Source organism: Arcobacter aquimarinus (assembly GCF_013177635.1).
GTDB classification, from domain to species: domain Bacteria; phylum Campylobacterota; class Campylobacteria; order Campylobacterales; family Arcobacteraceae; genus Aliarcobacter; species Aliarcobacter aquimarinus.
Genome location: NZ_CP030944.1, coordinates 378,208 through 399,268, shown reverse-complemented (window position 1 = coordinate 399,268; position 21,061 = coordinate 378,208). Strand labels below are relative to the sequence as shown.

The 21,061-nt window shown below is 28.1% G+C and carries 20 protein-coding genes; 13 read left to right on the top strand and 7 right to left on the bottom strand.

The annotated features are described in order from the left end of the window. Positions 1–101 precede the first annotated feature (101 nt). Complete coding sequence (locus AAQM_RS01980) at positions 102–2,147, top strand: TonB-dependent receptor domain-containing protein (RefSeq protein ID WP_129094381.1); 2,046 nt, start codon at positions 102–104, stop codon at positions 2,145–2,147. 62 nt (positions 2,148–2,209) lie between these two features. Further along, a complete protein-coding gene (trpS, locus tag AAQM_RS01975; protein WP_129094382.1) occupies positions 2,210–3,175 on the top strand; it encodes a tryptophan--tRNA ligase in 966 nt (321 codons plus the stop codon). A gap of 14 nt (positions 3,176–3,189) precedes the next feature. On the opposite strand, the gene AAQM_RS01970 is transcribed toward trpS, so the two are convergent. The 6 genes from AAQM_RS01970 to AAQM_RS01945 form a co-directional block, all read right to left on the bottom strand. Beyond that, complete coding sequence (locus AAQM_RS01970) at positions 3,190–3,792, bottom strand: hypothetical protein (RefSeq protein ID WP_129094383.1); 603 nt, start codon at positions 3,790–3,792, stop codon at positions 3,190–3,192. Positions 3,793–3,936: 144 nt separating this feature from the next. Continuing rightward, positions 3,937–5,856: a methyl-accepting chemotaxis protein gene (locus tag AAQM_RS01965; protein WP_129094384.1), complete on the bottom strand. Its 1,920-nt coding sequence runs from the start codon at positions 5,854–5,856 to the stop codon at positions 3,937–3,939. A gap of 109 nt (positions 5,857–5,965) precedes the next feature. Next, positions 5,966–6,661, bottom strand: a complete 696-nt coding sequence (locus AAQM_RS01960; protein WP_129094385.1) for a class I SAM-dependent DNA methyltransferase — start codon at positions 6,659–6,661, stop codon at positions 5,966–5,968. After that, a complete protein-coding gene (hisG, locus tag AAQM_RS01955) occupies positions 6,661–7,269 on the bottom strand; it encodes an ATP phosphoribosyltransferase (RefSeq protein WP_129094386.1) in 609 nt (202 codons plus the stop codon). The genes AAQM_RS01960 and hisG overlap by 1 nt, the downstream gene beginning before the upstream one ends. After that, a complete protein-coding gene (locus AAQM_RS01950; protein WP_129094387.1) occupies positions 7,247–7,873 on the bottom strand; it encodes a type III pantothenate kinase in 627 nt (208 codons plus the stop codon). The genes hisG and AAQM_RS01950 overlap by 23 nt, the downstream gene beginning before the upstream one ends. Next, positions 7,860–8,192 carry a hypothetical protein gene (locus AAQM_RS01945; RefSeq protein WP_129094388.1) on the bottom strand — a complete coding sequence of 111 codons (333 nt, stop codon included), beginning with the start codon at positions 8,190–8,192 and terminating at the stop codon, positions 7,860–7,862. The genes AAQM_RS01950 and AAQM_RS01945 overlap by 14 nt, the downstream gene beginning before the upstream one ends. 112 nt (positions 8,193–8,304) lie before the next feature. Between AAQM_RS01945 and AAQM_RS01940 the strand changes: the two genes are divergently transcribed. Further along, the gene (locus AAQM_RS01940) at positions 8,305–9,078 is read left to right on the top strand and encodes a threonine/serine exporter family protein (RefSeq protein WP_129094389.1); all 774 of its coding nucleotides are present in this window, start codon (positions 8,305–8,307) and stop codon (positions 9,076–9,078) included. Next, a complete protein-coding gene (locus AAQM_RS01935; RefSeq protein ID WP_171920638.1) occupies positions 9,079–9,549 on the top strand; it encodes a threonine/serine exporter family protein in 471 nt (156 codons plus the stop codon). Between the two features lie 25 nt (positions 9,550–9,574). Here AAQM_RS01935 and AAQM_RS01930 read toward each other — a convergent pair whose 3' ends face one another. After that, positions 9,575–11,386: a menaquinone biosynthesis decarboxylase gene (locus tag AAQM_RS01930; protein ID WP_129094390.1), complete on the bottom strand. Its 1,812-nt coding sequence runs from the start codon at positions 11,384–11,386 to the stop codon at positions 9,575–9,577. A gap of 92 nt (positions 11,387–11,478) precedes the next feature. Here AAQM_RS01930 and AAQM_RS01925 point away from each other — a divergent pair, with 92 nt between their 5' ends. From AAQM_RS01925 to AAQM_RS01885, 9 genes are all read left to right on the top strand, one after another. Next, a complete protein-coding gene (locus AAQM_RS01925) occupies positions 11,479–12,657 on the top strand; it encodes a MalY/PatB family protein (RefSeq protein WP_228254491.1) in 1,179 nt (392 codons plus the stop codon). A gap of 127 nt (positions 12,658–12,784) precedes the next feature. Beyond that, positions 12,785–13,147: an NADH-quinone oxidoreductase subunit A gene (locus AAQM_RS01920; RefSeq protein WP_129094391.1), complete on the top strand. Its 363-nt coding sequence runs from the start codon at positions 12,785–12,787 to the stop codon at positions 13,145–13,147. Beyond that, on the top strand, positions 13,138–13,653 hold the full coding sequence (locus AAQM_RS01915) for an NADH-quinone oxidoreductase subunit B (protein ID WP_128985264.1): 516 nt from the start codon (positions 13,138–13,140) through the stop codon (positions 13,651–13,653). Before AAQM_RS01920 ends, AAQM_RS01915 begins: the two co-directional genes overlap by 10 nt. Then, entirely contained in the window at positions 13,646–15,280 is a 1,635-nt protein-coding gene (locus AAQM_RS01910) for an NADH-quinone oxidoreductase subunit D (RefSeq protein ID WP_129094392.1), read from the top strand. Before AAQM_RS01915 ends, AAQM_RS01910 begins: the two co-directional genes overlap by 8 nt. Then, on the top strand, positions 15,280–15,765 hold the full coding sequence (locus AAQM_RS01905) for an NADH-quinone oxidoreductase subunit NuoE family protein (protein ID WP_129094393.1): 486 nt from the start codon (positions 15,280–15,282) through the stop codon (positions 15,763–15,765). The genes AAQM_RS01910 and AAQM_RS01905 overlap by 1 nt, the downstream gene beginning before the upstream one ends. After that, on the top strand, positions 15,755–17,005 hold the full coding sequence (gene nuoF, locus AAQM_RS01900; protein ID WP_129094394.1) for an NADH-quinone oxidoreductase subunit NuoF: 1,251 nt from the start codon (positions 15,755–15,757) through the stop codon (positions 17,003–17,005). Before AAQM_RS01905 ends, nuoF begins: the two co-directional genes overlap by 11 nt. Positions 17,006–17,031: 26 nt before the next feature. Further along, complete coding sequence (locus tag AAQM_RS01895; RefSeq protein WP_129094395.1) at positions 17,032–18,318, top strand: citrate synthase; 1,287 nt, start codon at positions 17,032–17,034, stop codon at positions 18,316–18,318. 32 nt (positions 18,319–18,350) lie between these two features. Next, positions 18,351–19,787 carry an NADH-quinone oxidoreductase subunit G gene (locus AAQM_RS01890; RefSeq protein ID WP_129094396.1) on the top strand — a complete coding sequence of 479 codons (1,437 nt, stop codon included), beginning with the start codon at positions 18,351–18,353 and terminating at the stop codon, positions 19,785–19,787. Then, complete coding sequence (locus AAQM_RS01885) at positions 19,784–21,061, top strand: complex I subunit 1/NuoH family protein (protein ID WP_129094397.1); 1,278 nt, start codon at positions 19,784–19,786, stop codon at positions 21,059–21,061. The genes AAQM_RS01890 and AAQM_RS01885 overlap by 4 nt, the downstream gene beginning before the upstream one ends.

The window sequence follows — 21,061 nt, the reverse complement described above, 5'->3', positions numbered from 1 at the left end:
CTACTAAATATTAATAATTGTTATTAGAATTAAACTGCAACTAAGTTGCATTATATATAATTTCAACGCAACTTAGTTGCATATTAAAGAAAGAGAAAATTATGACACATAAAAAATTTATAAAAATAATACCTCTGTTTTTACCTGCTTTACTTTTAGGTGAAATTACAGTTTTAGATAGTATTAAAATAGAAGAAAAAATTGAAAGAAAAACAAATTCTATAGAGATTGATTTAGAAAAAGCAGAACAAAATCAAGTAAATTCTTTTACTGATATGTTAAAAAATAATTCTTCAATAGAAGTTGGAGGTGGTGCTATAAATGTACAAAGAGTATATTTAAGAGGAATTGAAAGTTCAAATTTAAACATCTCTTTAGATGGTGCAAAACAAGGTAAAAATATGTTTCAACATAGAAGTAATGAATTAGGTATAAATCCTGATTTATTAAAAGTTGTTGATATAAAAACATCTCCTGATGCTTCAAAAGGTAGTGCTTTAGCAGGAAGCATAGAAATGACTACTAAAGATGCACAAGATTTTGTAAAAGGCGATAAAAACTATGGTGCTATTTTTAAAACAGGGTATAACACAAATGGTAATGTAAAACATGGTAATGTAATAGCCTATCAAGTTTTTAATGAAAATATTGGAGCTTATGTAAGTATAAGTGGTGTAAATAGCAATAATTACAAAGATGGAAATGGAAATGAAGAAATTGCTACAGCATATCATGATAGAGACTATTTATTTAAACTTTCTATGTTAGATACTAAAAATCATGATTTAAAACTAACAATAAATAAAAATGAAAATAGTGGTGACTCAAGATGGGCAGGAACAGAATACAGACCATTAGCATCACAACTTGAAAAAATTGTTTCAAGTACTACAAATTATGCCTTAAGTCATAACTATAATCCAAGTAACTTAATAAATTTAGATACTAATTTAAACTTAACGGATATAACTCTTGAAAGAAAAAATGCAAATAATATAAATGGAAATAGAACTTATGAGAATAGAAATATTGGATTAAAAGTACAAAATCATTTTGATTTTGATATATCTTCATTTAAAAATAGAGTTTCTATTGGAGGAGAATTTCAAAAAGAACATGGAAAAGGAAGTTTTTATATAAATGATTTAAAAATACCTGATAGAAACATAACAAAATATTCAGATTTAGATTCAAATAATCAAGCTTTATTTATACAAAATAGAACTGAAATTGGCTCTTTGGGTATAGATTATGGATTAAGATATGATTATTATAGTTTTGAAACTGGACTGGGAAAACAAACTGATAATACTTTTTCTCCAAATATTGGAGTTGATTACTCTTTAACTGATAATTCTTTGATATATGCAAATTATGGGAAAAGTAGCAGAATGAGTGGACTTATTCCTTTTACTTGGGCTTTAAACACAAAAATTGATTCAAGTTATTCAAATGATTTAAATGCTGAAAAATCAAACAGATATGAAATAGGTTATAAATACAATAAAAAAGATACTTTTGTAAATGACGATTACATAACTTTTGATGCAAATGTATTCCAAACAAAAATTAATGACTTCATAGTATCAAAAGACACAAATTGTTCTTCTGGAAAATGTGGAAGTGGAGAGGGTGGATGGACTCTTCAAGATATTTACAACAGAGATGATGAATTTAAATCAAAAGGTTTTGAGCTAAAAACTTCATACTATTATGATATTTTTTCAACATCTTTAGCTTACACACAAATAGATACAAATAATCAAGCAAGTGACATAACAAATACTTCAAACATAAATGAAGATCAAAACATAAGAAGAGTTGGTGCTTATGATAGTAAAAAGTTTGTTTGGAATACAGAAGTTGAACTTACAAATAAATTAGTTGCTGCTTATACTTTAAATGCAATGGCAGGGACAAATGTTTTAGATAGTAGTAACAATGAAAATGTAAGAGGCGGATACACAACCCATGATATTAATATGAAATATAAACTAAATTCACAATGGACTTTATTTGCAGCTGTTAATAACTTAACAGATAAACAGTATGCAAAAGCAACAACTATTTCTACAAAAAATCAAGCAAATGTTTACAGATATGAAATGGGTAGAGATTTTAGATTTAGTGTTAAGTATGAGTTTTAATCACTAAATTTATTTTGCTAAGTTTAGATACAATTTCGCAAAAAATAAATAAGGATTATGATTTGAGAATTTTATCAGGTATTCAACCATCAGGAACAATACACATAGGAAACTACTTTGGTATGATAAAAAAGATGATAGAGTCACAAAATGAAGGTGAACTTTTTGCATTTTTAGCATCATATCATGCACTAACTTCTGTAAAAGATAAAGAAGCTTTAGAAAAAAATACTTATGAAGCTGCAATTAACTTTTTAGCACTAGGAATGAACCCAGAGAAATCTACATTTTGGGTTCAACACGATGTAAAAGAGGTTCTTGAACTATATTGGATACTATCAAATCATACTTCTATGGGATTATTAGAAAGAGCTCACTCATATAAAGATAAAACAGCACGTGGAATTCAAGCAAATCACGGTCTATTTTCATATCCAGTTTTAATGGCAGCTGATATTTTATTATTTGATTCAAATATTGTACCTGTTGGAAAAGACCAAATTCAACACGTTGAAATGACAAGAGATATTGCTACATCATTTAATTTTGCTTATGGAAAAGAGATTTTTATACTTCCAGAATCAAAAGTTGATGAAGTAGTTGCAACAGTTCCTGGAACTGATGGAGCTAAAATGTCTAAATCATATAACAATACAATTGATATGTTTACAACACCAAAACAAAGAAAAAAACAAGTTATGGGAATAGTAACTGATTCAAAAGAGCTAGATGAACCAAAAGAGTGGGGAAATTGTAATATTTATGCTTTATCTAAACTATTTATGAATGAAGATGAGTTAAAAGATTTACAAAAAAGATATGCAACACCTGGTGAAGGTTATGGGCATTTTAAAATGACTCTACTTGATAAAATAAATGAATATTTTGCACCTTATGAAGAAAAAAGAGCTTATTATTCAAATAATATAAAAGAAGTAAGAGAAATATTAGATTTTGGAGCAAGTAAAGCTAAAAAAATTGCATCTGCTAAAATGGAAATTATTAGAGATGCAGTTGGTTTAATCTAAATATTTTTATGAAGTTATAAAAGTTTTACTTTTATAACTTTATCAATATTCAAAGAAATATCTTCAACTCTTTTTTGCCAAAGTTTAGCAAACTCAATTTTTTCATCTTTTGTTGCACTTCCTTGCATACATTTTTGCATTAAAAAATTCATATCTTCATGAGGTTTTACACTCGAAGCATCATAAAAAACATCCACACTTTTTAAAGTATCAACTCTTGTAAATCTTACATTTGCTTCATTTATATTCTGTTCAAATTTCATTAAATGGTTCCTGTCAAATTTTCCATTTAATCCTTTAAAACCATTTGTTGTTGCTGCACCTGTAATATTCATCATCACATTTCCAATAACTCCAGCAACTCCAATATTTTGAGCTTCTTTAAACTCAGTTATTATCTCTCCTCGTTTTGGGATTTCGTTTTCATATAAAGCTTCCAATCCCTTAAGTGTCATAAGATAAGCTCCTAGAACTGTAGGACAGCTATGCCCCGCACTCTTTACTATATCTAAATATGAAAATTCTATTATTCCATCTTCAAAAGCACCTAGAAAAGAAGCTAAATCATCTTGTAGTTTTATTGTTGGGATTTTATTAAAAAATAGTGGATAAGTCATATTTTGAACCTTTATACTGACATTTTACTCTAACTTAAAAGTTTCAGAAGTTTACATCAAAAATAAAATAAATGCATTGATTTAAGACAAGATTTTTCTTTTTTATGAGAAACAATTTATTAAAAAAATAAATTCAAAAAAGAGTTATTTTTCAAACTCTTTTTCATTTACATCTTTTATAATTAATTTAGCAATTTTATCTGTAGAAAGTGCAATATCTTTAGTTTGTGTAGCAACAATTGCATTTTTTTGTGTTTGTTGATCTAAAATTGAAATTGCATTATTTATCTGTTCAATACCTTGTAATTGCTCTTTACTTGAATTTTCTATATTTTTTATCAATTCAATTGTATTTAATATATTAGAATTTAATTCATCATAACCTTTTATCATATCTGTAGCTATATTTTTTCCATCATTTGCTTTTGATGTTGCAGTTTCAACTATTGATTTTATTTCTTTTGCTGCTTCAGCACTTCTATTAGCTAAATTTCGCACTTCTGCAGCAACAACTGCAAATCCTTTTCCTGCTTCTCCAGCAGTTGCAGCTTCAACAGCAGCATTTAAAGATAGTATATTTGTTTGAAAAGCTATTTGATCTATAACTAAAATTGCCTCATTTATTGAACTAACTTGTAAATTAATCTCTTCCATTGCATTTACTGTTTGATTAGCTAATTTTTCTCCATTATTTACAGAACTTGTCACATTATTTGTAAGATTAGTCATTTTTGCCATATTTTGAGAATTATTTCTTATATTTGAAGTCATTTCTTCTATAGAAGCTGCTGTTTCTTCAAGATTTGCAGCTGCATTTGTTGAACTTTCATTTAATTTTTGAACATTTTCTAATAAAACTGTTGAACTATTAATCAATATTTCCCCATTTTCTTTTTCTTTTAAAAGCATATGAGTTATAGAATCAGCTAAATTATTTACTCCATTTGCTAACTTTAAAAGATGATGAGTAAACTTTGTAGTATCTACTTTATTTAAATAGTTATATTTACTATATTCATCGATAATTTTAAGAACATTTTCGATATTTTCTTCAAGATTTTTAGCCATATCATTTACAACTGATTTAAATTTTACAAATGCAGGGTTTGTTACATCAGTGCTCAATCTTTGAGATAAATCTCCTTTTTGAAACTCACCTAAAACTTTTATTGTGTCATTGATTAGTTCTCTATCTTCCTCAATATCTTTTTTAGCTTTTATTATATTTTCATCCAAAGTTTTTGCCATTTGACCTATTTCATCTTTTGAATTTAAAGCAATTAATTCAACAGATTTTGACTCTTTATTTAAATATCTAAAAAAGCTATTTAAACCATTTTGAAAATGATTTAAAGGTTTTAAAATCAAATTATTAACTAAAGGAAGAATAGTTACAATTAAAATAACTACCAATAAAATAGTAACTACAACCAAAATAAAAAGTAAATTATTACTTTGTTTATTAATCTGTGTTTTCAAAACTTTTACTTGATTCTCTATATCATCAACATAAATTCCTGTTACTAATGTCCAATTAAATTCTGGGATAAATATAGAAGAAGCCATTTTTGGGATTATTTCTTTTGTTTTAGGTTTTTCGTAATAATAAGTGATATATTTTTGTTCTTTTGCAAATTTAATTAAATCTTCTCTAAAAGCATAACCCTTAATATCAGGTGCTTTAATATTTGTTTTTTGATTATTTAAATTTGGTTTTGTTGGATGAAATCCAAAGTAATATTCATCACCTTTTTTTTCATAAGCAAAGAAATATCCACTTTTATCATCTAAATATCTTATTCCCGTTAAAAGCTCAATAACTTTTTCTTTTGCAACTAAAATATTTTTTTCTTTTTCTAAAATAGTTTTAATTAAAGATTGAACAACTTCAAACTGATGTTTTAGTAAAGCCTGTTTCTCTTTTACAATAGAAACTTCAAACGTATGTAATGTTTCATTTAAAGTAGATTGAGTTTTATAATAATTTATACCCGAAAGAATAAAAATACCTATTATAAAAGGTATTATCGTAAGTAACATTAGTTTTGATTTTAAAGAATTCATTTTTTCCCCTGTGAATAGGGAATATTATAACCAAAGAAGAAAAAAAGTTATTACTTTATGGAATAAAAAAGACCAAGTTATGTAAGAATTATGTAATAAATACTCATTATTACATTTTCTTACAAATAAAAATCAATTTATCAGCTATTTCATCCGTATGAAGATTGAACTCTTTTATATCTACTACTTCAAAATTTGTCTCTTTCAGAATCTTTGTTAAGAACTCTTTAGAATGATATTCTTGAATTATTGAATCTTGTTCTTTTCTAAAAAGTCCATTTTCTTGTTCTTCAAAAAGTGTAATATCTGTTTGAAGTTTTTCATCTTCAAAATTTGCATCAATTGCAATAAATTTATCTTCAAGATCAATAGTTATAGTTCCTTGAGCAACTTCTTCGAAACCAAAATATGAATTAACATCAAAAATAAAATAAGCACCTTGAGTTAAAACTTCATTTGTTTCTTTTAAAAATGTTTTTAATTCTTCTTTTGAAATATAATTTAAAACATCAAATATCGCTGTTGCACAATCAAATTTTTCTTTTACATCTTTTAAAGCAATTGCTTGTGCATTTAAACCTTTTGCTTGGCAAACTTTGATTTGCTCAATACTCAAATCTATTCCAAAATATTTTTTCTTATTTATTCTTAAATTTTCTAAAAAATATCCTTGACCACATCCAATATCAATAATATTATCAAGGTCATTTGTCATAACAAATCGTAAAAATTCTTTGTGTAAAAGATAAACCTCTTCTTCAAAATCTAAAAAAGGTTCAATTCTTGCGTATAAATCTAATCCCATTATAAGTGTACTTCTATTTTTTCTCTTAAATCTAATATCAAATCTTTTTTAGCATAAAAAGAGTTTTTATTTGCTATTAGATGTGCACTACTTTCCATAATTGTAGGTCCCACTTCAAGCCCATTTTGTTTCATTGTTTCACCAGTTTCCACAATATCAACAATACAATCACAAAGACCAACTAAAGGTGCTAATTCAATAGAACCATAAAGTTTGATGATTTCAACAGCCATTGCTTTTTCTTCAAAATATTTTTTAGCTATTTTTTCATGTTTTGTAGCAATTGTAATTTTACTTTTATTAAAATTTAGTTTTTCACCTGCTCTTAAACCAAAAGCAACTTTACAACGTCCTAATTCTAAATCCAAAAGTTTGATTAAATCGTATTCTTTTTCTTCCAATACATCAAGTCCAACAACACCTAAATCAGCAGCTCCGTGCATTACATAAGTTGGTACATCTTGATTTCTTACATTTAAAAATCTAAATCCAGCTTTTTGTAGTATTAATTTTCTATCTTCAAAAACAAACTTTTCACCAAAAGCTTTTTCAAATTTATCAAGTGTCTCTTCTGCTATTCTTCCTTTAGGCAATGCAATTGTTAGCATCAATTATCCTTTTCATATTTTCAAATATTAAATCTTTTTTATATACACTATTTTCAAAATATTTACTTAAAAACTCTCCATCACCACCAGTAAATATTATATTTTTATTCAAACTTACTTCTTTGATAGGTAAAATGATAGATTTTAGCATAGCATATTGTATAGCATTTTTCGTGCAAAGCGGTATTTTATCTAAATTTATATTTTTTTCAAAATCAAACTTTAATTTTTTTGATATTTTTGGATAACTTTTTTTAAATCTTTGCAATCCTAAAAGTATAAATCCACCCTGATGTTGAGCATTTTCTATAATATCAACAGTTATCGCACTTCCAGCATCAACTATCACACAATTATCTTGAAAACTACAAGCAACAGCTCTATCAATTCCTAAACCTTGATATGCTGTAGAAAAGTTTAAAAATTTATTTATATTTTTTGATTGTGGATTTTTTTTAAGTAGTTTTTTACTTGCTTTTTCATTTACTGAAATAAAATATATCTCATCTTCAAATTTTGGGACTTTTTCATCTAAAAAATATTTTTTATGTTTTCCTTTTATCAAAAAATGATAAGTTGTATTTCCTATATCACATAAAATCAACTCTTACACTCCAATCATTTTGTTTTAAATACTCTTTTGCTTTTGAGCAAAGTGGACTACTTATTAATAACTCTTTTTTCTTAAAATTATGGTCTAAATAACTTGTAAGTTTTTCACAAAGTTCCATTAAATCATCGGCATTTTTTCTTATAAATCTACTTTTCGAATCTACTATAAATATCGCATAAAATTTTGAATCAATAGTAGTTGCAGCATAAATATCTATTTTCTTTCTTGAATCCAACTCTTTTGGTAAAATCTGTTTAATCTCTTTAAAAAGTATATTTTTATTTGTGTAATATGTGGTTAGTTCTTTCAAATCTTTTCCTTTATTGTATAAATTATATCTAATAAACTCTTTTAAATTATCACAATTTTGACATATCTATTTGATATAATTCGTACAAAATATATCATTAAAAAAAGAGAATATGAATAATTTAACCTATCAAGATCAAACTATTATCACAAGAGGTATCATAAAAGCTGCTGTTTTGATGTCAGAATTTGGAGCTGAATCTATTTTGATTGAACAAACTGCTCAAAGACTAGGACGAGCTTTGGGAGTAGATTCAGTTGAAATTTCACTAATTCCATCTGCAATTGTTTTAACAACTTTACATAATAATCAATCAGTTACAACAACCAGAAGAGTTCATCATAAACCAATAAACATGTCAATTGTTTGTGAAATTCAAAAAATAGTTATTGATATAGAAAAATATGAGCATGATGTAAAGTACTTAGATGAAATTCTAAAAAATTTAAATCCAAATTATTATAATAGATGGCTTGTTGTTTTTATGGTTGGAATTGCATGCGCCTCTTTTGCATACTTACAAGGAAGTGATTGGAGTGCATTTTTTATAACATTTTTAGCTTCTTCAACTGCTATGTTTGTTAGACAAGAATTAGCCAAAAAAAGATTTGTGTTGATTATTACTTTTGGAATTACAGCTTTTACAGCAACATTAATTGCAAGTATTTCTCAATTAAATGGTATTAGTTCAACACCAAATATTGCCTTAGCTTCAAGTGTTTTATTATTAGCTCCAGGATTTTCTTTTGTAAACTCATTTTTGGATGCTCTAAAAGGTTATTTGATGATGGGTTGGGGACGTTGGATGGAAGGAATTTTACTTACAATTGCCACATCAATTGGAATAATTATAGCTATGGCTATTTTAAATATAAAAGGTTGGTAAATGATTGAATTAGTGATAAAAATGCTTATAGAATCATTATTTGCCAGTATTGCTTCAGTTGGTTTTGCAATGGTTTTTAATGTTCCAAAACATACTTTGATTTATTGTGCGTTTGGTGGAGCGATAACTTATATAGTAAGAACCATATTTTTACATTTAGGATTAGGAATTGAAATATCAACATTTTTAGCATCAACATTTATAGGTATTGTTGCACTTTATTGGTCAAGAAAATATCTGATTCCAAGACCTGTTTATACTGTTGCATCTATTATCCCTATGATTCCAGGAACTTATGCTTTTGCAGCTATGATAAGTCTAGTTGATATGAATAGTCATGGAGTAACACCTGAATTAATAGAATCTTTTATTGAAAATGGATTAAAAGCTGTGTCTATTTTGGGAGCTATTAGTTTTGGTCTTGCTTTACCATCACTCTATTTTATGAGATTAAATCGTCCAGTTATTTAAAAAAGAGAAGAAATTCTCCTCTTTTTTATAAATAGAATTTTTGTATAAATTCATCACTTACATCAATAATTTTTCTCTGTCTTAAAGAATCTATGACCTCTTTTGTACAATCTACATCATCAGGCCATCTTCGTTTGAAATTATCGTATGAATTTTTATTTGTTGCATCTAAACACATTGTATGTCCGTCTATAAATAAATCTCTATTAGAATCAATATTATTACAAACTCTCCAAACAAGCATATAAGGATTATTTACATCATTTTTAGCACTATCTACAATAATCAAAATTTTGATATGTTCAAACAGTGGTTTTAATTCTTCAAATAGGTATTTTTGATTTCTAGTTTTTTCTACACTTATCACTGTTATTGGATTTTTTGTATCAAGGAAATATTGTTTTAAAGCTTTTACATCACTTGAAATATTCTGCATTTTTTCAAGTAATACCTCATCTTTTAAAAGTGTAATTCCAAGTTCAGCAACCTCATCACCAGTACAATCAAGTCCTAGTTTTCCACCCACTGCAAATTTTGGAGATGAATGGTCAAGTGCATCAACTACACCTTTTGAAATTAACATATCTTCAACATTTATTCTATTTAAAATATATTTTGTTATCTCTTCATCATTTGTTAAATCAGGTGCATCTTCATTTACAAAAATTGCGTGTTTAACAAAACTCATTTGCCCTACTCCCCAAAATGCATGCATCATCTGGCTTGCATGACCTGGATATAAAGTTTTAATTTTTGCCATTATAAGATTATGGAAAACACCATTTTCAGGCATATAATAATCAATTAAATCAGGAGCAGTTGTTTTTAAAAGTGGTAAAAATATTCTCTCCGTTGCATGTCCCATATATTTATCTTCAAGTGGTGGTTTTCCAACAACTGTTGCTAAATATGTAGGATTCTTTTTACTTGTAATTGCCGTTACTTCCATAAATGGATACTCTTCTTCAAGTGTGTAATAACCTGTATGATCTCCAAAAGGTCCTTCAATTCTTATTTGTGAAGGGTCAACAAAACCTTCAATAACAAAATCATTATCTTTTGGAACATACAAATCATTTGTAATACATTTTACAAGTTGAGCATTTTTATTTTTTACAAAACCATAAAGCATAAGTTCAAAAATTCCTATTGGTAAAGGAGCTTGACCACACCAAATATACATAGGATCACCACCAATACCAATACTTACAGGCATTTTTTTTCCTGCTTTTTTATACTCATGAAAGAAATGATTTGAGTCTTTATGAATTTGCCAATGAAGCCCTAAAGTATTATCAGGGTAAACTTGTAATCTATACATTCCAAGGTTTTTTAATTCCCCATTTAAAGAAGTTGTATAAACTTGTCCCATAGTAATAAAAGGACCACCATCTTGTTCCCAAGTTGTAAGAATTGGTAAATCAGAAAGTTTTGCATCACTTCCAAGTTTTATTACTTGTTGGCACTCACCTTTGCCTTTTAATTTTTTAGGAATTGTATTTTTAAGTGCAAAAAGTTTTCCAAAAGTTGAAAGTTTTTCACTAAAGGTTGTAGGTGGCTTCATTTTTAATAAACTTTCTATTTCCGCACCTATTTTATCTCCATCACCAATAAAAAGTTTTACTGCTTTTTCATTACAAAATACATTCATCAATACAGGAATATCAAATTTTTTATTGTTTTTTCTATCAACTACATTTGTAAATAAAATTGCTTTTGAATCCTCTTTTTTTACTTCAACATATGCAACATGTGGAATTTCTAAATAAATATCTAACTCTTCATCAATAATTTTTAGTAAATCATGTTTTTTTAATAAATCTATTGCTTCTTTCATTTTTCCCTCAAATTATACCTCTAATAAGGTAATTAGTATAAATCTTATATCATTTTATCTATAAAAAATAGTTTATAATAGAGGTTTTAAATATGCTTGATAATATTCAATACAATTTTGATGAAGAAATAAATAGAAAAAACACGAACTGTACAAAATATGATGGTCTAAAAAGATATTTTGGATATGAGGATTTAAATCCTCTTTGGGTTGCTGATATGGATTTTAAAACTCCAGCTTTTATAAACGATGCAATTATAGAATCAGCAAAAAACTCAATTTATGGTTATAGTATAGATACACCTGAACTTTATAATTCAATAATTAACTGGCAAAAAAATGAACACAATTGGGAAATAGAACAAAATGATATTTTTTTAATAAATGGAGTAGTTCCAGCCTATAGCGCTTGTATTGAAGCCTTTAGTGAAATTGATGATGAAGTAATAGTTCAAACTCCAATTTATCCACCACTTTTTAAATGTGTAACAGCAAACAATAGAAAAGTAGTTGTAAACGAACTAAAAAAAGATGAAAATGGTTATTACACAATGGATTTAGAAGATTTAGAAAAAAAAATAACTTCTAAAACAAAAATCTTAGCACTTTGTTCTCCTCATAATCCAGTTGGTCGTGTTTGGAGTAAAGAGGAGCTTGAAAAACTTGCAAATATTTGTATCAAACACAATATAATTATAGTTTCAGATGAAATTCATAGTGATATTACTTTTAAAAAATTCACTCCATTGGCTTCTATTTCCAAAGAGATTGCAAATCAAACTATTACATTAAATAGTGCTGGAAAAACTTTTAATATTGCTGGATTAAACACAGCTTATGCAATAAGTAAAAATGAAGAAATTCTAAAAAAATTTAAAAAAATAGCAATTAAAAGAGAAATTCATTCTATTAACTTTTTTGGATATGTTGCAACAAAAGCAGCTTATGAAAAAGGTTCTTTATATGTTAAAGAATTAAAAGAATATATTATGAATAATATTTTATTTACAAAAGAGTATTTTAAAAACAATAAAATTAATATAGATTTTTTTATACCCGAGGCTACTTATCTTATATGGTTAGATTTTTCAAAAAATAATAAATCACATAAAGAAATCAAAAATATTTTATTAACAAAATCAAAATTAGCTTTAAATGATGGTGCTTCTTTTGGTGACAATGGAAATGGATTTTTTAGATTAAATACTGCACTAAGCCAAAAAGCCCTAGAAATAGCACTTTCTGAATTGATTATATTTAAAAAAGATTGATTTTTCAAATAAAGTATTACCTTTTTTCTCACTCTATCTATAATAAGTTAGTTTTGAGAAAAAAACTTTATTATGTATTATAAATTAGTGTACAATCTTATAATAATACTAAGAAATAGGGAAAAAAATGTCAACTGAATTAATATTGGCTTCTGTTATTTTTGTCTCAATTGCTTTCATACTTGTTGCAGTTTTTATGCTATCTAGGTTTGTTGGACCAAAAAATAAAAATTCAAAAATAAAAAATAGTGTTTATGAGAGTGGTGTTACTAATCCTGTTGGAAATACAAATATCAGATTTTCAGTAAAATTTTATCTTGTTGCAATTTCTTTTCTATTATTTGATGTGGAAATTATTTTTATGTTTCCTTGGGCTGTTAATGTAGCTGAATTAGGATATTATGGTCTTATTAAGATGTTTATTTTTATGGGATTATTATTTGCTGGATTAATTTATATCTACAAGAAAAAGGCATTGTTATGGGATTAGGAGTTGAATCAAAATTAGGTGACTCAATAGTTACTACAAGACTTGACCATGCTGTAAATTGGGGAAGATCTTATTCATTATGGCCAATGGTTTTTGGAACTGCTTGTTGTGGTATAGAATTTATGAGTGTTGCTGGTGCAAAATATGACTTATCACGATTTGGTGCTGAAGTTGTAAGATTTTCTCCAAGACAAGCTGATTTGTTAATAGTTGCAGGAACAATTTCATATAAACAAGCTCCTATTTTAAAAAAAATCTACGAACAAATGTGTGAACCAAAATGGGTAATTTCTATGGGTGCATGTGCTTGTAGCGGTGGATTTTATGATAACTATACAACATTACAAGGAATAGACCAAATTATTCCAGTTGATGAATATATAGCAGGTTGTCCTCCACGTCCTGAAGCTGTTTTAGATGCAATTATGAGAATTCAAGAAAAAGCAAATGATGAATCAATTATTAAAGACAGAATAAAAGAGTACAAAGGAATATTAGATGCTTAAATGTGATATATTAATTGATTCAAAAGATTTAAAATCTACTATTTCAAAATTAAAAAATGAAGAAAACTATACTGTTTTATTGGATATAACAGCTATTGATTATCTAAAATTTCCAGATATTACAGCTTCAAGATTTGCTGTTATTTACATCTTAAGAGATTTAACATTTAAGAAACATTTAACTATAAAAACTTTTGTAGATGATGAAACTTTACAAATTGATTCAATCTGTGATTTATATGAATCTGCAAATTGGGCGGAAAGAGAGACTTTTGACCAATATGGAATCAATTTCGTTGGTCATCCTAATTTAAAAAGAGTTTTAAATCATCATCAATTTGTTGGGCATCCATTAAGAAAAGATTATGAAACTACAAAAGGTCAAATTTGTACAAATACTGAAGATTTAATGGATGAAATGTTACCTTTATTAAAATCTAAAGCTTATACAGATGAAGAAATTAATGATTTAATGCTTTTAAATGTTGGACCATCACATCCAGCATCACATGGAACAATTAGAAATTTTGTTGCGATGGAAGGTGAAACAATTACAGCTTGTGTAACTGAAATTGGATATTTACATAGAGGTTTTGAAAAAGCGTGTGAAAATCATACTTATTCTCAAATTATTCCTTATACAGATAGACTAAATTATTGTAGTGCAATTTTAAATAATATTGGTTACTCAAAAGCTATTGAAGAGATGCTTAATATTGATATAACTCCAAGAGCTAAAATGATAAGAGTTATTATTGGGGAACTAAGTAGAATTATCGACCACCTTGTTTGTAATGCTGCGAATATGGTAGATTTAGGTGGACTTACAAACTTTTGGTATTTATTTGCACCAAGAGATAAAGCTTATGATTTATTATCAAAATTAACAGGTGCAAGACTTACTAATACTTATACAAGAATTGGCGGATTAGAGTTTGATTTATATAAAGGTTTTGATGAAGACTTAGCAGCTGTTTTAAAAGATGTAGAAGTTGCAATAAGTGATGCTTTATCACTAATAGCTCATAATAAAATCTTCCATGATAGAACTCAAGATGTAGGAGTTATAAAAGCTGATTTTGCTTTAAAAAATGGGATAACAGGACCTAATTTAAGAGCAGCTGGAGTTGCACACGATTTAAGAAAAGATAGACCATATTATGGTTATGAAAACTTTGATTTTGATGTAGTAATTGGAAGTCATGGAGATGTTTATGACCGAATGATGTGTAGATTTGAAGAGATGCTACAATCAATTAGAATTATAAAACAAGCTATGAAAAATCTTCCTGATGGTGCAATAAATGTAAATGCTCCTGGAATTTTACTTCCTTCGAAAAAAGATGTTTATGGAAATATAGAAGGTTTGATGAATCAGTTTAAACTAACTTTTGAGGGTATTAAAGTTCCAAAGGGTGAATATTATAGTTTTACTGAAGCTGGAAATGGGGAGTTAGGATTTTTTATTGTAAGTGATGGAAGTGGAAAACCATATAAAGTTAAATGTAGACCACCTTGCTTTTATTCACTAGCAGCATACTCAAAAATTGTAGAAGGTGGCATGTTAGCTGATGCAGTTGTAACAATGGCTAGTATGAACTTTATTGCAGGGGAGTTTGACAGATAATGAGCACATTTAAATATAGTCCTGAAAATGAAGCAAAATTTCAAGAATACGTTTCAAGATATCCAAAAATAGATTCTTGTATGTTACCAGCACTTTGGTTAGTTCAAGAACAAATTGGATGGGTAAGTCCTGAAGCTATGATTTATGTGGCAGATAGACTTGGAAAAACTCCAATACAAGTTTATGAAGTAGCAACTTTTTATACAATGTTTAATTTAAAACCTATCGGAAAGTATCATATTGAACTTTGTAAAACTCTCTCTTGTATGTTATGTGGTAGCCGTGAGCTAAAAAAACATATAAAAGAGACTATTGGTATTGAAGCTGGTCAAACAAGTCAAGATGGTTTATTTACTCTAAGTGAAGTTGAGTGTATGGGAGCTTGTGGTGGGGCTCCTATGTTTGCATTAAATGGTGTTTACCATGAAAAACTTACTATTGAAAAAGTTGATGAATTAATTAAGGAGTGCAAAAATGATAACTAGAATTGTAAGCAAAAATTTTGACATTCCAAATTCACATAAACTTGAAGTTGCTCTAGCAAATGGAAGATACTCTTCAATTGATAAACTTTTTGCTATGACTCCAGATGAAGTAACAGCTGAAGTTACAAAATCAGGACTTAGAGGGAAAGGTGGTGGTGGAGCTGCTTGTGGACCAAAATGGGAACTAATGCCAAAAAATGATCCAAGACCAGCTTACTTAATAGTAAATGGAGATGAAAGTGAACCTGGAACTTTTAAAGATAGACAAATTTTCCAGTACGATCCACATCTTTTAATAGAAGGTATTATTTGTACTTGCTATGCAATAAATGCACATCATGCTTATATTTATATAAGAGGTGAATACAAATTTTTTATTGATAGATTAAATGAAGCAATAAAAGAAGCCTACCAAGCTGCTATTATTGGTGATAAAATTATGAACAAATATGATTTTAAAATTGATATTACAGTTCATAGAGGAGGTGGTGCATATATTTGTGGAGAAAAATCTGCACTTATTGAATCACTTGAAGGAAAACGAGGACATCCAAGACTTAAACCACATGGAAAAGAGTGTGAATGGTTCTTTGATAATCCAGCAACCGTAAATAATGTAGAAACCATCGCTTCTGTTCCAAATATTGTAGAAAATGGAGCAGAAGGTTACACTAAATATGGAACTGAAAAATCACCAGGAACAATGCTATTTGCAATTTCAGGACCTGTTAGAAATCCAGGTGTTTATGAAATGGCCTATGGTAATAAAATGATAGATTTTCTAAACATTCTTGGTGGTGGAATGAAAGAAGGTAAAAAATTAAAAGCAATTATTCCAGGAGGTTCATCTTGTCCAATATTAACTGCTTCTGAAGTAGAAAAAGCTGTTTTGGATTATGAATCAATGTGGGATATAGGTTCAACTTTAGGTACAGGAGGAATGATAGTTATTGATGAAGATACATCAATGGTTGATGTAGCAAAAAATATTATAGAATTTTATCACCATGAGTCTTGCGGACAATGTACACCTTGTAGAGAGGGTACTGGCTGGATTGACAAGATTTTAAAAAAAGTCTTAAATGGAGATGCTTCAAACGAGGATTTAAAAACTATACTTGATGTATGTGATACGATGAATGGGAAAACTGTTTGTGTTTTTGCACCAGCAGTAAAAGATATTATTTCAAGTATTGTTAAAAAATTCCCTCAAGAATTTAAAACATATTTAAAAAACTAAATTTAATTTATTATAGGAGAAATGCAATGGCAAAAAATACAATGACGTTTACTGACAACAGAAATGGTAAAACTTATGAATACAATATTGTTGATGGAACAAGAGGACCTAGTGTAGTAGATATTTCAAGCTTCTACAAAGATTCAGGTATGTTTACTTATGACCCAGGTTATACTTCAACTGCATCTTGTGAATCAAAAATTACATTCATTGATGGTGAAAATTCAGAATTAAGATATAGAGGTTATGATATTTCAGAACTTGCTGGTAAACACTCTTTCTTAGATGTTTCTTATTTATTAATGAGAGGAAAACTTCCAACTCCTGAAGCTTCAAGAAACTTTGATTTAGAAATTAGACATAGATCTTTCTTAAATGAAGGAATTATTAGATTATTTGATGCTTTACCAGATGGTGCGCACCCAATGGCAACTATGGGAGCAGCAACTATGGCATTATCAGCATTTTATAAAGATCACTTACATTTAGAAGATGAAGAACAATTCAAAATGATGAGAAGAAGAATCTTAGCAAAAATGCCAGTTATTGCAGCTATGGCTTATAGAAACTCAATTGGTACTCCACTAATTTATCCAGATGTAAATAGATATTTCACTGAAAACTTCTTATATATGTTAAGAGCATATCCAGGTGGAAGAATGAAATATTTAGGTGATGGAAGAAATGATGAAATCAAACAAGTTGAAATTGATGCATTAGATGCAATCTTAACTTTACATGCTGACCACGAACAAAATGCTTCTACAACAACAGTTAGAAACGTTGGTTCAACAGAAGCTCACCCTTATGTTGCTATCGCATCTGGTATTTCTGCATTATGGGGAAGTGCACATGGTGGAGCAAATGAAAAAGTTATGGATCAATTAAAATTAATTGGTGATGTTAAAAATGTTCCTACTTATATTGCAAAAGCAAAAGATAAAAATGATCCATTTAGATTGATGGGATTCGGACACAGAGTTTATAAAAACAGAGACCCAAGAGCTGAAACATTAAAAGGATTACAAGATAAATTAAGAGAAGAATTAAAACTTGACTCTAAATTACTTGACATTGCTGCTGCTGTTGAAGAAGCTGCATTAAGTGATGATTACTTCAAACAAAGAGGTTTATATCCAAATATTGACTTCTATTCTGGTGTAATTTTAACTGCTTTAAAAATCCCTGTTGAAATGTTTACTCCAATCTTTGTTATTGGTAGAACTCCAGGATGGTTAGCGCAATGGTCTGAATTAAAACAAGATCCAAAACATAAAATTGCAAGACCAAGACAATTATATACAGGAAACTAAGAAAAACTAACTTAAGGGTGAGGGAATAAGATATGGGTGAACTAGTAAGTATTACAATAAATGGAATGCAAATGCAAGCTTCTAAAGGAAGCTTGTTAATTGATAAATTATTGGATGAGAACATTCATATCCCTCACTTTTGTTATCATCAAGCATTAGGGAAAGATGGAAACTGTAGAATGTGTATGGTTGAAATCGAAGGTCAAAAAAGACCACAAATTGCTTGTGATACTCCTGTTAAAGATGGAATGATTGTAAGAACTAAGGGTGAAAATATTGAAAAAGTTAGACGAGATATTTTAGAACTTGAACTTATAAATCATCCTATTGATTGTCCAACTTGTGACCAAGCAGGTGAATGTAAACTTCAAGATTATTATATGGAATCAGGATTTTATGAATCAAGAATAAATCTTGAAGCAAAAAATCATGCAAGAAAAAGAGTTGATTTAGGCTCTAATGTAATGCTTGACCAAGAAAGATGTGTACTTTGTACAAGATGTGTAAGATTTTGCTCAACAATAACTAAAACACATGAATTAGGAGTTATAAGTCGAGCTGACCATTCGGTTATTGGAACATTTCCAGGAAAACCTTTAAATAATCCTTATGCGATGAATGTTATTGATTTATGTCCTGTTGGAGCATTAACTAATAAAGATTTTAGATTTAAACAAAGAGTTTGGTTTTTAGAGACTTTTGATGCAATTTGTAGTGGTTGTTCAAAAGGATGTAATATATATGTTGACCATAGAAAAGAAAAATACAAAGATGACCAAATTTTTAGATTTAGACCAAGAGTTAATAAAAACATCAATGGTTGGTTTATGTGTGATGAAGGAAGATTGTCACACCATAACGAAAATGAAAATAGATTTGAAGATATCATAGTAGAAAAATCTAAAACAGATATAACTACGGCTATTGCTTCTATTTTTAAAGAACTAACTACTAGTAAAAAAACTCTACTTTTATTAAGTGCAAATCTTTCTTATGAAGAGATGTTAAATTTAAAAAATTTAGCCTCAAAATTAAATTTAGATATTTCAGGATATTCACCTAATACAATAGATGAAAATTTTGCGGATGATTATCTAAGAAAAAGTGATAAAACATCAAATAGAGCCTCTTTTAAGGAATTAAATATTGATGATACAAAAGAGTTTTTTGAAGAAAAACTAAATAACTCTTCTTTAGTTTTGATTATTGATAACAACTATTTTGATACTAATATTAAGCTTTTAGAAAATAAAAAAATTATCTCATTTTTTACACACAATTGTGCAACAATTGAGCATTCTAATATTTCAATAGCACTTGCTTCTTTTTATGAAAAATCAGGAACATATATAAATTGTGATGGTATTAAACAAAAAGTAGTATCTAAAATGAATAAAAACTATCCTAAAAAAAACATAACAACAATTATAGAAGATTTAAAATCCCTGATTGAAAAAGGAACTATATGAGTAGTACAACTATTATCATTATAAATATTGCCATAGCTTCTTTACTTGCTGTTGGATTAACTCCTTTATTTGTATGGTGGGAGAGAAGAGTTTCTGGATTTATGCAAGATAGAAGTGGTCCAAATAGATGTAATATTGGTCCTTTTAGATTAGGTGGATTAATTCAAAGTTTTGCAGATATGCTAAAACTTGTATTTAAAGAGGATTTTACTCCTTCTCATATTAGATATAAGTTTTTCTTTACAATAGCTCCTGCAATAGTATTTTTATGTTCATTTCTTACTTTTGCAGTAGTTCCTTTTGCTGATGTTTTGGTTATTGATGGAAAAGAGCATATTATGCAAGCAATTCCAAATCATCTTGGAATTATGTGGTTTATTGCCTTTGCAGGACTTAGTGTTTATGGAATAATTTTAGGAGGTTACTCTTCTGGAAGTAAATACGGACTATTAGGTTCTATTAGAGCTTCAGCTCAAGTTATCTCTTATGAAGCAGCAATGGGACTTGCTATTATTTCTATGATTATTTCTTATGGTTCAATTCATTTAACAGATATGGTAAATGCTCAAAGTGGAACATACTTAGGATTTATTCCTATGTGGGGTATTTTTGTACAACCATTAGCTGCTATTATTTTTATTGTTTGTGCATTTGCAGAAACAAATAGAGCACCTTTTGATTTAGCAGAAGGAGAATCTGAGTTAGTTGCTGGTTATCATACTGAATATAGTGCTATGAGATTTGGACTTTTCCAAGTTGGTGAATATGCTGCTATGAGTGCCTCTAGTGCTATTATTGTAACTTTATTTTTTGGTGGTTATCAAATTCCTTGGTTAGATACAAATCAAATTCAAAGTAATATAAATTATATTATTTTAGCAATTATAATACTGCTTCCTATAAAAATTTTATTCTTTACAAGATGGATGAAAAAAAATAATAAAGCAATAGGAGAAAATAAATCAAGAGAGAAAGAGACTAAAATTTTAACTATTGCATTTTGGTCAATTACTTTGGTTTTAATAGCTGTTTTAATTTCGTTTTTAGTAACAGGACTTGGAACAAATGGTATAAATATTATAACTGCCGTTATTCAAATAGCAACTTTTCTAATTAAGTTCTTTTTAGTTGCTTTTGTATTTATTTGGGTTAGATGGACTGTATTAAGATTTAGATACGACCAACTACAAATGTTAGGATGGAAAGTTCTTATACCTTTAGCTCTTTTGAATATCGTAATAACAGCAATTATTGTAGTAATAAAAGGAAGTTAA

Coding starts and splice junctions, on each gene's coding strand:
- AAQM_RS01980 (WP_129094381.1), top strand. CDS start 102: ATGACACATAAAAAATTTATAAAAATAATACCTCTGTTTTTACCTGCT.
- AAQM_RS01970 (WP_129094383.1), bottom strand. CDS start 3,792: ATGACTTATCCACTATTTTTTAATAAAATCCCAACAATAAAACTACAA.
- AAQM_RS01965 (WP_129094384.1), bottom strand. CDS start 5,856: ATGAATTCTTTAAAATCAAAACTAATGTTACTTACGATAATACCTTTT.
- AAQM_RS01960 (WP_129094385.1), bottom strand. CDS start 6,661: ATGGGATTAGATTTATACGCAAGAATTGAACCTTTTTTAGATTTTGAA.
- hisG (WP_129094386.1), bottom strand. CDS start 7,269: ATGCTAACAATTGCATTGCCTAAAGGAAGAATAGCAGAAGAGACACTT.
- AAQM_RS01940 (WP_129094389.1), top strand. CDS start 8,305: ATGAATAATTTAACCTATCAAGATCAAACTATTATCACAAGAGGTATC.
- AAQM_RS01935 (WP_171920638.1), top strand. CDS start 9,079: ATGATTGAATTAGTGATAAAAATGCTTATAGAATCATTATTTGCCAGT.
- AAQM_RS01930 (WP_129094390.1), bottom strand. CDS start 11,386: ATGAAAGAAGCAATAGATTTATTAAAAAAACATGATTTACTAAAAATT.
- AAQM_RS01925 (WP_228254491.1), top strand. CDS start 11,479: ATGCTTGATAATATTCAATACAATTTTGATGAAGAAATAAATAGAAAA.
- AAQM_RS01920 (WP_129094391.1), top strand. CDS start 12,785: ATGTCAACTGAATTAATATTGGCTTCTGTTATTTTTGTCTCAATTGCT.
- AAQM_RS01915 (WP_128985264.1), top strand. CDS start 13,138: ATGGGATTAGGAGTTGAATCAAAATTAGGTGACTCAATAGTTACTACA.
- AAQM_RS01910 (WP_129094392.1), top strand. CDS start 13,646: ATGCTTAAATGTGATATATTAATTGATTCAAAAGATTTAAAATCTACT.
- AAQM_RS01905 (WP_129094393.1), top strand. CDS start 15,280: ATGAGCACATTTAAATATAGTCCTGAAAATGAAGCAAAATTTCAAGAA.
- nuoF (WP_129094394.1), top strand. CDS start 15,755: ATGATAACTAGAATTGTAAGCAAAAATTTTGACATTCCAAATTCACAT.
- AAQM_RS01895 (WP_129094395.1), top strand. CDS start 17,032: ATGGCAAAAAATACAATGACGTTTACTGACAACAGAAATGGTAAAACT.
- AAQM_RS01890 (WP_129094396.1), top strand. CDS start 18,351: ATGGGTGAACTAGTAAGTATTACAATAAATGGAATGCAAATGCAAGCT.
- AAQM_RS01885 (WP_129094397.1), top strand. CDS start 19,784: ATGAGTAGTACAACTATTATCATTATAAATATTGCCATAGCTTCTTTA.